The sequence below is a fragment of the Streptomyces sp. PA03-6a genome (assembly GCF_033792765.1).
Taxonomy (GTDB): domain Bacteria; phylum Actinomycetota; class Actinomycetes; order Streptomycetales; family Streptomycetaceae; genus Actinacidiphila.
The window spans coordinates 19,225-30,593 of sequence record NZ_JARAVK010000109.1 but is presented as its reverse complement, the minus strand read 5'-3'; the positions used below and the strand labels follow the sequence as shown (position 1 = coordinate 30,593).

10 protein-coding genes and 1 pseudogene are annotated in these 11,369 nt (G+C 71.8%); 4 read left to right on the top strand and 7 right to left on the bottom strand.

Features of this window, described 5'->3' with window-relative positions; genetic code table 11:
• Positions 1–181: 181 nt before the first annotated feature.
• On the top strand, positions 182–979 hold the full coding sequence (locus PV350_RS24875; protein WP_500336179.1) for a glycine-rich domain-containing protein: 798 nt from the start codon (positions 182–184) through the stop codon (positions 977–979).
• Between the two features lie 138 nt (positions 980–1,117).
• On the opposite strand, the gene PV350_RS24870 is transcribed toward PV350_RS24875, so the two are convergent.
• A complete protein-coding gene (locus PV350_RS24870) occupies positions 1,118–1,570 on the bottom strand; it encodes a winged helix DNA-binding protein (protein WP_500336176.1) in 453 nt (150 codons plus the stop codon).
• Complete coding sequence (locus tag PV350_RS24865) at positions 1,567–2,049, bottom strand: MarR family winged helix-turn-helix transcriptional regulator (RefSeq protein ID WP_500336174.1); 483 nt, start codon at positions 2,047–2,049, stop codon at positions 1,567–1,569. The genes PV350_RS24870 and PV350_RS24865 overlap by 4 nt, the downstream gene beginning before the upstream one ends.
• A 231-nt stretch (positions 2,050–2,280) precedes the next feature.
• Between PV350_RS24865 and PV350_RS24860 the strand changes: the two genes are divergently transcribed.
• Genes PV350_RS24860 through PV350_RS24850 form a run of 3 tightly spaced genes read left to right on the top strand, consistent with a single transcriptional unit; the run spans position 2,281 to position 7,364 of the window.
• Entirely contained in the window at positions 2,281–3,222 is a 942-nt protein-coding gene (locus PV350_RS24860; protein WP_500336171.1) for an ABC transporter ATP-binding protein, read from the top strand.
• Positions 3,219–4,583 (top strand): ABC-2 transporter permease family protein, encoded by a 1,365-nt coding sequence (locus PV350_RS24855; protein ID WP_499510191.1) that lies wholly within the window; start codon positions 3,219–3,221, stop codon positions 4,581–4,583. The genes PV350_RS24860 and PV350_RS24855 overlap by 4 nt, the downstream gene beginning before the upstream one ends.
• Positions 4,584–4,589: 6 nt before the next feature.
• Positions 4,590–7,364 (top strand): bifunctional YncE family protein/alkaline phosphatase family protein, encoded by a 2,775-nt coding sequence (locus tag PV350_RS24850; RefSeq protein ID WP_500336169.1) that lies wholly within the window; start codon positions 4,590–4,592, stop codon positions 7,362–7,364.
• A gap of 79 nt (positions 7,365–7,443) precedes the next feature.
• Here PV350_RS24850 and PV350_RS24845 read toward each other — a convergent pair whose 3' ends face one another.
• From PV350_RS24845 to PV350_RS24825, 5 genes and pseudogenes are all read right to left on the bottom strand, one after another.
• Positions 7,444–8,145 (bottom strand): alpha/beta fold hydrolase, encoded by a 702-nt coding sequence (locus PV350_RS24845; RefSeq protein WP_500336167.1) that lies wholly within the window; start codon positions 8,143–8,145, stop codon positions 7,444–7,446.
• Positions 8,146–8,198: 53 nt separating this feature from the next.
• Entirely contained in the window at positions 8,199–8,348 is a 150-nt protein-coding gene (locus tag PV350_RS24840; protein ID WP_500336166.1) for a hypothetical protein, read from the bottom strand.
• Positions 8,349–8,515: 167 nt separating this feature from the next.
• Positions 8,516–8,992: a DUF3558 family protein gene (locus PV350_RS24835; protein ID WP_500336164.1), complete on the bottom strand. Its 477-nt coding sequence runs from the start codon at positions 8,990–8,992 to the stop codon at positions 8,516–8,518.
• A 150-nt stretch (positions 8,993–9,142) separates the two neighbouring features.
• Positions 9,143–9,925, bottom strand: coding sequence for a response regulator transcription factor (locus tag PV350_RS24830; RefSeq protein ID WP_500336162.1), 783 nt, complete (start codon positions 9,923–9,925; stop codon positions 9,143–9,145).
• Positions 9,880–11,334, bottom strand: a pseudogene (locus tag PV350_RS24825) (sensor histidine kinase); the annotation flags it as partial. The pseudogene PV350_RS24825 and the gene PV350_RS24830, both read right to left, overlap by 46 nt.
• Positions 11,335–11,369: the final 35 nt, after the last annotated feature.

Here is an 11,369-nt window from a genome sequence, read left to right as displayed (position 1 = left end):
GCCCCCGCGCTCCCCTGCGTGCCCGAGGCGCGTCACCCGCCCACTCACTGAGGGTGCGTCAGATGCAAAGCGGTGTGAGTCTTGCCGCGGGAGAGCGGTGCAGTCCGCCTTCGAGGCCCCGTGCTGGAAGTGATGCTGTGATCCGCCGAGGCTTGGCGGCGCCGACCGGACGCCGTCCGAGGTGCGTGCGCGTGTGGACGGTAGCCGCGGCCGTGGCTCTGACGTCCGGCGCCGTGACGGGAATGGCGCATGCCGGCAGCGGAGGGCGCGCCGCGACTCCCGTGCTCACGTCTCCGGTCGCCGCCCCGCAGCGCTCCGCTTTCCCGTGCTTCTTCGTCCCGGCCGTGCCCGGCTACTGCCCGCCGCGATTGGGCCGCCCCGGACCGCCCGGCCCGCCGGGACCCCCGGGTCCGGGCGGGCCTGCGGGTCCGGCGGGTCCGAGCGGACCGTCAGGCGCGCCGGGCCCAGCGCCGTTCACGGTCTGCGGCAATTCAGCGCCGGCGGAACCTTCGTCCCGCCCGACGGGGTCACCACCGTCTTGGTCCAACTGTGGGGCGCCGGTGGTGGCGGCGCGGGTGTGAGGACGAACGGCGGCAACGGCACCGGTGGGGACGGCGGCGGCTTCGTCTGGTGCACCGTCCAGGTACAGCCGGGGCAAGCTCGCACGGTCACCATCGGCGAGGGCGGGGCCGGAGGCCCCGCCAATACCGCAGGCACCCAGGGCGGACTCTCGCTCCTGTTCGCCCCTCCCGGCAACTTCGCAGTCGCGCTCGCCACGGGCGGCTCCGGTGGACCCGCTTCCTCCATCGGAAGTGGCGCGCCGGGCATCGGCTTCTGCGGTCCGCCCCTCAACCCGGACGCCGTCTCCCGCTCAGGCGAACCGGGTCTGAACACCGGCCAGGGCGGCCCCGCGGCGAACGGCATCGTCACGCCGCCTGTGGGGTTGTCGCTCATCGGGCAGCCGGCGATCGGGGATTAGAGCTCGGGAGGCGACGGCGGAACCACAACAAACCCTGTGGGGAAGCCCGGCGGGGCCGGATACATGGTCATCCGGTGGTGAGCGGGCCCCGGCTCAGGACGCCGCAGCCCCCCGAACGGCGAGGAGCGGGAGAGGACCTCAGGCGCCGGCCAACTCGGCGTTCGCACGCTCCGTGATCAGGGTCAGCACGCGACCGGCGACAGCGAGGTCCTCGGCCGGGATGCCGGCGTACAGCCGGGCGGAGATCTCGGCGGTCTCCGTGGTGGTGCTCTCGTACAACTCCCGTCCGGCGTCCGTGAGCCGTATCCGGGACGCCTCCGCCGGGTCTTCCTCCAGCAGCCTTGCGGCGGTCAGCTCCTCGATCACGCCGCGCACGACCGACGCGTCGGTCTTGAGCGAACCGACGACGTCGCCGACGAGCTCGTCCCGGCCGATGGCCCCGCCCGCGGCCACGACGACCCGGAGCGTCACACTCTGGTGGAACGTGGCGCCGTGGCGGGTCAGCACGCCCTCCAGGAGGGCGCGCGCGGCGTAGTGCGCAAGCGCGATGACCCGGCCGTTGGCGGTGGGCGCGGGTGTGGTGGTGGTCATGACTGCTCCTCGTCGTTCTCGGTGTACGGATCAAGAGGTGCGTCGATCAGGATCGCCAGCTCGCGGGTGAACTGCCGTGTGCGCGGGCTGTCCTGCCCCCCGAGCGGCTCCAGCAACTGGTCCAGCAGGCCCTGGACCACGCCGATCGCGCGTCGCGTGACGTCGCGCCCCTGCTCGGTCAGCGACAGCTGCATGGCGCGCGGGTCGCTCGGGTCCCGGGTCCGGTCGACGAGTCCGGCGGCCTCCAGGGCGCGGGCGAGCTTGGAGACGTACAGCGGTTCGAGGCCGGTGTGGTCGGCGAGCCGGCGCTGGCTGGGCCGCAGCCCGGAGCGCGACATGCCGTACAGGGAGGCCATCACCGCGTACTGGGCGTGGGTCAGGCCCAGTGGTGCGACCGCCCGGTCGACGGCCACCCGCCATTTCATCGACAGGCGCCAGACCAGGTACCCCGGCGTGGCGCTCTCAGTTGCTGGACTCACGTTAAATACCGTACATGGCTACTATGTACATGGCTACTAAATCTCCGATCCGAACGGACCCGGCCCGCGCCCTACGCCCGGTTCTGCCCGAGTCCGGCTCGGTGACGCCCACTTCGTGCACCCGGACTTGCCGATCTCTTGACGATACGTTCCATGGCCATTCAACCGAGCGTCCCTGGCGGGGGTGTGCGCCCTCCCTAAGGTCCTTGAGCGTTGCGGAAGAAGGGACTCATGGACACACTCCTCGCAGTCCGTGCTCGCGGAATCGCCAAGTACTTCGGGGACGTCGTCGCACTCGACGGCGTCGACCTCGACGTGACGCAGGGACAGATCCACGGCCTGGTCGGACCGAACGGCGCAGGCAAGACCACGTTGCTCGGCCTCCTGCTGGGCCTGGCGGTCGCCGACAGCGGTAGCCTCGAGATCCTGGGCGCTCCGGTCGGGCGGGCGCTCGCCGCGCCCGACGGCGTCGCCGGCTTCGTGGACGGGCCCGGCCTCTATCCGTCGCTCACCGCCCGGCAGAACCTCGCCGCGCTGGCCGCCCTCCGCGGGCAGGACGCGCGCACCGCCGGGATCGACGACGTACTGGCCCAGGTCGGACTCACGGACGTCGCGGACGACCGGGCCCGCGGGTTCTCGCTCGGCATGCGCCAGCGGCTCGGGCTCGCCGCCGCCCTGCTCACCAAACCCCGGCTGCTCGTGCTCGACGAACCGTCCAACGGCCTGGACCCGGCGGGCAAGAAGCACGTGCACGGGGTCCTGACCCGGCTCGCCGACGAGGGGACCGCCGTCGTGCTGTCGAGCCACCGCATGGACGACCTGGAGGCACTGTGCTCCGAGGTCACCATCCTGGCCACCGGGCGGGTCGTCTTCTCGGGCCCGCTGGGCAAGCTGGCCGCCGAGAACCGTGAACTCGACTACCGGCTGCTCACCTCCGACCCGGGGGCCGCCCGCGAACTGGCCCTCGGCACGGCCGGAATCCGCGTCGTCGACGACGCCGGCGTACGGAACGACGCCGACCTCCTGGTCGTGCGCGCTCTGGTGCCGGCCCTCGACGAACTCGTGGTGGGGATCGTTCGGGCGGGCATCGCACTGCGCGAGCTCGCACCCGTCGTCTCGCCGCTCGAGGCGGCGTTCCTCGCCCTCACCCAGCAGCAGGAGGCCGGCCGATGACCGCGACCGTCGTCGCCGACAACGTTGTCCCCGTCCGTCGCGTCCCGGTTTCGCGCGGCTACCGCTTCGAGCTGGTCAAGCTGGTCTCGCAATGGCGGATCCGCCTGTTGGTCCTGGCCTGCTGGATCGCGCCGGCGCTCTTCGTCGCCGCGGTGAGCCAGCAGAGCACGCTCCCCGTCGACACCCTCTTCGGCCGCTGGATGCACGCGACGGGGTGGGCCGGACCGCTCGTGATGCTCGGTTTCGCGGGCACCTGGGCCCTCCCGCTGCTGACCTCGGTCGTCGCCGGTGACGTGTTCGCCTCCGAGGACCGGCTCGGCACCTGGCGCCACCTGCTGGTGGCGGTCCGCTCACCCCGGCGGATCTTCGTGGCGAAGGCGCTGGCCAGCCTCACCGTCCTGCTCCTGCTCGTGGCCGGGATGGCCTGCTCCAGCGCGGTCGGCGGGGTCGTGGCGGTCGGCAACCAGCCGCTGGTCGGCCTCGACGGCCACCTGCTGACGCCGTCCGGCGCCGCCGGACAGGTCCTGCTCGCCTGGCTCTGCGCACTCGCCCCGACGCTGGCCCTGGCCGGGATCGGCCTGCTCGGTTCCATCGCGCTCGGGCGGTCCCCGATGGGCCTGCTGCTGCCCGCGCTCGTCGCGCTCGCGATGCAGCTCGCGCAGATGATGCCGCTCCCCGTCGCCGTACGCCTGGCCCTGCCCGGCTACGCCTTCATCTCCTGGAACGGGCTGTTCACCGGCCCCCAGCAGCTCGCACCGCTCCTCATCGGCATCGCGGTCAGCCTGTTGTGGGCCGTGACCACGACGGCCCTGGCCTACCTCCTCTTCCTGCGGCGCGACTTCACCAACCTCACCGACGACGGCTCGGCGCGCCGCGCGCTCCTCGCCGGCGCCCTGCCGCTGGCCGGGCTGCTCGCCGCGACGGTCGCCGTCCTCACCGCGACGACCACGGCCACGGCCACGGGTTCCGGGGTCGAGCAGGACAAGGTGCAGCGCTCGGTCGCCACGGCCTTCGCTCACCTCTACCGCATGCAGACCGACCAGCTCCACCGTCCCGCCGTCACCGAAGCGCAGCTCAAGGCCACGGCGGCGTGCACCAAGGGCGGCGTCACGGCCGACGCCGAAGGGCCCGGCAACGACTGGCGCTGCGTCGTCTCCTGGCACCTTCCCGGCGTCGCGGCCACGGGCCAGGCCATCTACCAGCTCGACGTCACTCCGGACGGGCGGTACGTCGCCGACGGCGACGGGCCGAAGGAAGTCAACGGCTACTTCCTGGTGCGGACCCCGGTGGGGGACGCGCCGAACCCGCTCTGGCAGTTCGACGGCAACGTCGAACTGCTTGCCACCTCCCCGAAGGGATAACTCACCATGCAGGTCACACGTCGCCGCCGCGTGGGCGCCGAGAGGGACACCCATGTCCTCCCCGGCCGATGGTTCGGCAGCCGCAGAAGCCTCACGCTCGCAGCCGCGACCGCTGTCGTCCTCGCCACCGGCACCGGGATCGGGTTCGCCCAGACCACCCAGTTCGGCCACGACCAGGTCGGCCAGGTCACCGACCGGGGGCAGGTCGTCTCGAGCGACCAGTACATCGCCCCGTACGGCGAGCGCCTCGTCATCGACAACGGCAAGATCATGTCGTCCTCGGTCAGCCCGGACGGCACCCACCTCGCGGCCTCCGTCACCGACGGGGGCGTGGCGCTCGCCGTCGTGGACCTGAAGAACTGGAAGGTCCAGCAGCTCGTCGGCAGCTCCGCGTCCGCGGACCTGCGCATCGGCAGCAACAGCGTGGGCCAGGAAGGCCCCACGTACTCCCCCGACGGTTCGCAGCTGTGGCTGGGCCAGACCGACGGCTACACCCGCTTCACCGTGAACCCCGACGGCAGCCTCGCCAACCCGACATCCGTCTCCATCCCGGCGGACGGCTCCAAGCACGCCCTGGTGGGCGAGCCGGTGTTCTCCTCCGACGGCTCCACCGTGTACGCCGCGGTCAACGGCCAGAACCGCGTGGTCGCCATCGACACGGCGACGGCGACCGTCAAGCAGAGCTGGGCCGTGGGCAACGCCCCGCGCGACATGGTCGTGGTCGGCTCCAAGCTGTACGTCAGCAACGAGGGCGGGCGCCCGGCGAAGCCCGGCGAGACCACCATCAACTCGTACGGCACGCAGGTACCTGCCGACCCCAAGACCGGTGCCACCACCACCGGTACGGTCAGCATCATCGACCTGGCCGACCCGGCGACCGCCGTCGCGAGCATCGACGTGGGTCTGCACCCGACCGCCCTGTACGCCAAGAAGGGGGCGCTGTTCGTCACGGACACCGCCACCAACGACGTGTCGGTCATCGACACCCGCAAGAACAAGGTCGTGCAGACCATCGCCACCCAGCCGTGGCCGGAGGCGTCGGTGGGCTACGAGCCCAACGCCGTCACGCTCACGGACGACGGCCACCTGCTGGTGACGCTGGGCCGCGCCAACGCGGTCGCCGTCTACCGGTACAGCTCCCCGCAGGAGCCGGTCGGCTACGTCGGCCTCCTCCCGACGGACTACTTCCCCGCGGAGATCGCCACCGTGGGCAACCAGGTCGTGGTCTCCAACACCCGCGGCATCGACGCCCGCCGGCCCACCGGCAGTGCCGGGCACGGCACGCACGACACCACCTCGAGCGTCCAGCGGTTCACGCTGCCGAGCGAGAAGGCCATCAAGTCCCTGACGGCCAAGGTCTTCCAGCAGAACGGCTGGACCAACGGCTCGGTCAAGCTCGCGAAGGGCAAGGACAAGGACAAGGGCCACGCGAAGCCGGCGGCCGTCCCGCAGCGGCTCGGCGACCCGTCGACGATCAAGCACGTCTTCATGATCGTCAAGGAGAACCGGACCTACGACCAGGTCTTCGGCGACGTCCCGCAGGGCAACGGCGACCCGTCGCTCGCGGAGTTCGGCGAGAACGTGACGCCGAACCAGCACGCGCTGGCCCGGCAGTTCGGGCTGTACGACAACACGTACGACATCGGCACGAACTCCGCCGAGGGCCACAACTGGCTGATGCAGGCCGACAACCCGGAGTACACCGAGTCCTCCGCCGGAGAGTACGCGCGCAGCTACGACACCGAGGACGACGCCCTCGGCCACCAGCGCACCGGCTTCATCTGGACCGGTGCCGAGGCGCAGGGCAAGAGCGTGCGGGACTTCGGCGAGTTCCACCAGTTCCTCACCAAGCCGTCGGGCGCGACCTGGCAGAACCTGTACTGCGACACCAAGAACATGCAGGCCACCGGGGAGGGCACCGCCTACAACCTGGTGTCGTCCTCGCCGATCCCGTCTCTGAACAGCGTCTCGGTGCCCGGCTTCCCGAAGTTCGACACCAGCGTCCCGGACGTCTACCGGGCCGAGATATGGAAGCAGGACTTCGAGAAGAACGGTCCGGCGAACCTGAACATGTTCTGGCTCTCCAGCGACCACACCGGCGGACCGGCGGGTCCCGCCGCGCAGGTCGCCGACAACGACCTCGCGGTCGGCCGGATCGTCGACGAGATCTCGCACAGCAAGTACTGGAAGGACTCCGCGATCTTCGTGGTCGAGGACGACTCCCAGGCCGGCCTCGACCACGTCGACGGCCACCGCGCCCCGATCCAGATCATCAGCCCCTGGGCCCGGCACGACACCGTCGACAGCCGCTACTACTCGCAGATCACGATGATCCGCACCATCGAGCAGATCCTCGGGATCCACCCGATGAACCAGAAGGACAGCGCGGCCACCCCGATGTTCGGGGCGTTCACCAAGAAGGCCGACTACACGCCCTTCACCGCGCTGCCCAACCGCACCCCGCTCACCGACGGCCTCAAGACCCCGCCCGCCTGCGGCCTGGACACCCCGGCACCGCAGGACCCGAACGCCGCGGCCGTCCCGACGACGAAGGTGCCCGCGAGCAGGAAGACCCTCGCCGCCAAGTGGGAGGAGTGGCAGTCCAAGCAGCGGCTGACCGGCCCCAGCGCCAGGCCGGACTTCGCCAACCCCGCGCAGATGAACCACCTCACGTGGTACGAGACGCACCAGTGGACGACGCCGTACCCCGGCGAGGACAAGATCTTCGCGCCGGACGACGTCCCGGGCGCCTACATCCCGTCGGCGGAGAACGACGGCTGACGCCCGCTGATCACAGATGGGGGCCTCCGGCCGGCGGTGCCGCCGGCCGGAGGCCCCCTGTGCGTCGAGCTGCCGCCCTTCAGGCGGTCGTTCCGAGGGCGATCCTCGCGAGGAGGGACGCGCAGGCCTCGGGCATGGACAGGAACGGCGAGTGGTCACAGGGCAGCCGGTGCACCGCGTCGGCGCGGCCGGCCATGGCCTCCTGACGGGCCGGCGACAGTGCGCGGTCCCGCTCGCACACGACGTAGGTGGACCGGAGCGCGTGCCGCCCGGCGCGGGTCAACGGCTCGGCGAACGACTTCACGCTCTGGGGCACCAGCCTTGCGGCCGCCGCCTCCGCCTCCCGCCGCGGCACGTCGCCGTAGAACGTGCGGACCGGGTCGTCCGGGGGCGGGCGCAGGCCCCGCGGGTCGGCCGCGACGGGAGCCCCGTGGTAGCCCAGGACGCTCTCGCCGACCTCCAGCCGGTATGCGGCGAGGTAGACGACATGGGCGACCCGGGGCGCCTCCGCGAGGGCCTGGGTGACGGGCGCACCACCGTAGGAGTGCGCCACCACGACCACCGGCCCCTCGATGCCCGCCAACTCCCGGAGCACCTCGCGCGCGTCGTCATGGATTCCGGCGTCCTCCCGCCCGGCGCTGGGCAGATCGACGACGCGCGTCGCCCAGCCGCCGGGCCCGAGCACGGACCGCACGCGGTCCCAGCACCACGACCCGTGCCACGCCCCGTGGACGAGGAGCAGGGTCGGCGCGTTGGAACGGCTGTCCGCGACGGCACACATCACCTCCGATACTCGGGCAGTTCCCCCAGGGACACCAACCCCACCGGTGCGCATCACCGCCGGGTCCAGCTCGTCCTTGCCGGAGAGGTCGTAGTGGGCGATGAAGACGCGGGGTCGGCGCTGTCGAAGACGATGACCGCGACACCGCCGTGCTCGGCGCGCGTGAAGACGGCGTCCAGCTCGCTCGTCATCGTCGCGTCCACGAGATTGACGGGAGGGTTGTCGAATGTCCCGCGCACCAGCGGCAACCCGGCCGGGGCCGCGTCCGGCGCCCCGTGTGCCCCGTGGGCCCCGGAGCAGCTCCAGGACCCGCGGGGGCGTTGCGCGGGGGCACTGGTGCCGACGCGTCAGGCGCGCGTCCGGCGCCCCGTCACACTCTCGTGCGGACGAGGTCGATGAGCTTGGCCTCGGACTTCTTGTCGGCGTCCCGCTTGAGGGTGACGACCTGGATGGTGCACAGGCGGTCGTCGACGGTGAACGCGGTCATCATCGAGTTGTCGACGTCCTCCGAGCCGGCCGTCTTCGGGGAGCCGATGCTCAGTGTGACGGAGTGGTAGGTGTCGGGGTTCTCCCAGTTGCAGACGCTCTCCCCCACGCCGGCGTCGGGGTGCCCGCCGTCGTTCTCGCCGATGAGCGGGGCGACCTCCTCGGGCTTGAGCAGGGTGCAGGCGTCGACCTTCTTGCCGCCCTGCGACGAACCTCCGTCCGAGGCCGCTCCCTTCCCCTTGGCAGTGGAAGCGGGGCCGGACTGCGCGGGGGCCGCCTTCGCGCCGTCGTCCGACGAGCCGCAGGCGGTCGCTGTCGCGGCGAGGAGCACCAGGCCGACGATTGCCAGAGGTGAACGCATCACTGTTGGGTCCTCCGATGGTGGCGCGGCGGGCCGGAGGGGCACTCCGGCCTCGTGTCTCGGCCCCGGAAGACGTCACCTCGCGCTCGGCCAGTTGCGGACTCCTGTCACAGGGCGGCAACCGAATGTCATCGCCGTGCGACGGGGACGTCAGCCCGCCGCGGTCGCGGGCTCGACGCTGAGCCGGTAGCCGACGGAGGGGTCGTTCTGCAGGAACCGGCCGGCGTCGTCGTGGAGCTTCTTGCGGATGCGGTACGCGTACACCTTGAGGTAGTGCTGCTCCGCCGTGTAGGCGGGGCCCCAGACGTTCTCCAGGATCATGCGCCGGGTGCAGACCTTGCCGACGTGGCGGGCCAGGTAGGCGAGGAAGTCGAACTCCTTGGGCGTCAGGTCGAGCGGCTGGTCCCGGTAGGTGGCCTGGTAGTGCACCAGGTCGAGGGTGAGGGGGCCGGCGGTGAGTTCGGTCGTGTCGCCGGCGTGGGCGTCGGCGGCGTGGTGGCGCATCGCGACGCGCAGACGGGCGTCGAGCTCCCGCATGCCGAAGGGTTTGGTCATGTAGTCGTCGGCGCCGTTGTCGAGGGCGTCGACCTTGCGGTCCTCGGAGCTGTCGGCGGACAGGATGATGATGGGCCGGTCGGTCCAGGTGCGGATGCGGGTGCAGACGTCGCGTCCGTCGAGGTCGGGCAGTCCGAGGTCGAGCACGATGACGTCGGGGGCGTGGACCGCGGCGTCGGCGATGCCGCTCTGGCCGGTCTCGGCGGTGCGGACCTGGTGGCCGAGGGCTTCGAGGCCGACCCGGCAGGCGGCGAGTAGCGCGATGTCGTCGTCGACGATGAGGACGCTGGCCACGGTGTGTTCTCCTCGGACAGGCCGGCGGCGACCGGCAGGGTGAAGGCGAAGCGGGCGCCGCCGCCCGGGTTCTGGTCGGCCCATATGCGCTGGTGGTGGGCCTCGACGAAGATCTTGGCGATCGCCAGCCCGAGTCCGGTCCCGCTGTCGGCTTCGCGGCGGTAGAAGAAGCCGAAGACCTCGTCCCGTCCGCTCGGCGGGATGCCGGGGCCGCGGTCGGCGACCGAGACGGTCACCGTGGACGGATCGTCCTGGTGGGCGCGAACGGTGATCGGTGTGCCGGGTGGGGCGTAGCGGGCGGCGTTGTCCAGCAGGTTGGTGAGCACCCGGGCGATGAGCACGGTGTCGACGTCGAGGATCGGCAGGCCGTCCTCGATGTCGGTGATCAACTGCCGCGGCGGGGGGCCGGGCAGGTCCCGCAGGACGGCGGTGATCAGCTCGCCCACCGTCGTCAGGCTGGTGCGCGGCCGCAGGACGCCCGCTTGGACCCGGCTCATGTCGAGGAGGTTGGTGACCAGGGCCGCGAGCCGGTCCGTCTGGGTGTCGACCAGGAGTGCCAGCTCGGCGCGCGCGGTGTCGGACAGGGCGGGCGCGAGGGCGGGGTCGGCGAGCACGGACGAGGACGCCTTCATCGAGGCCAGGGGGCCGCGCAGGTCGTGGGAGACGGCGGCGACGAGCGTACGGGCCAGGTGCTCGACCTCGTGGGTCAGCTGGGCCCGTAGCGCCTCCTCCCGGAGCTGGGCCCGTTCGACGGCGAGGGCGATCTGGTTGGCGAACAGCAGCAGCGGCTCGCGCTGCTGCTCGGTGACCGTGACGCCGGTGATCGCCAGCATGCCGATGGGGCGCCCGGCGGCCACCAGTGCCAGCTGCACCGGTTCGCCCCTGCGTCCCTGACCGGTCGGCGCGGCGAGCAGGTCGAGGTTGGTGACCTGTCCGGGCGCGGGGTGGAGGCGCCGCAGCTCGGCCGGGTCGAGTTCCCCGCCCGCGGTGGCGGCGACGCGCAGCCGGTCGCCGTCGGGCAGCAGCAGCGCGACATGGCCGGCGTCGAGGACGTCGGCCAGCGCGGTCACGATGACGCCGAGCAGATCGGGCAGCGGCCGGTCCTGGACGAGCCGGGTGGACAGGTCGAACAGTCGCCGCACCAGCAGGCCGCGCTGCCGGGCCGCGGCTCTGGCGGCGTTCATGCCGGCCACCACGCGGGCGACGGGCAGCATGACCAGCACGTAGATGCCCAGGGCGGTCCAGTTCTCGTTCGCGCCGACGTCCAGCGTCCGGTAGGGCGGGATGAAGAAGAAGTCGTAGACGAGGAAACCGCCGACGATGCCGAGGACACCGGCGGAGAAACCGCCGACGGTGACGCCGACGACGACCGGCACGACCAGCACCAGGGCCGTGGTGGCGACGCTGAGGTGGGGCCGCAGCGGCAGCATCGCCACGGTGAGGACGGCGATGGAGGCCAGGGCGGCCAGCGACCCGGCCAGGCTGCGGCGCACGGTGTCGGTCGTGGGGGCTCCTCTCGTACCCGCGG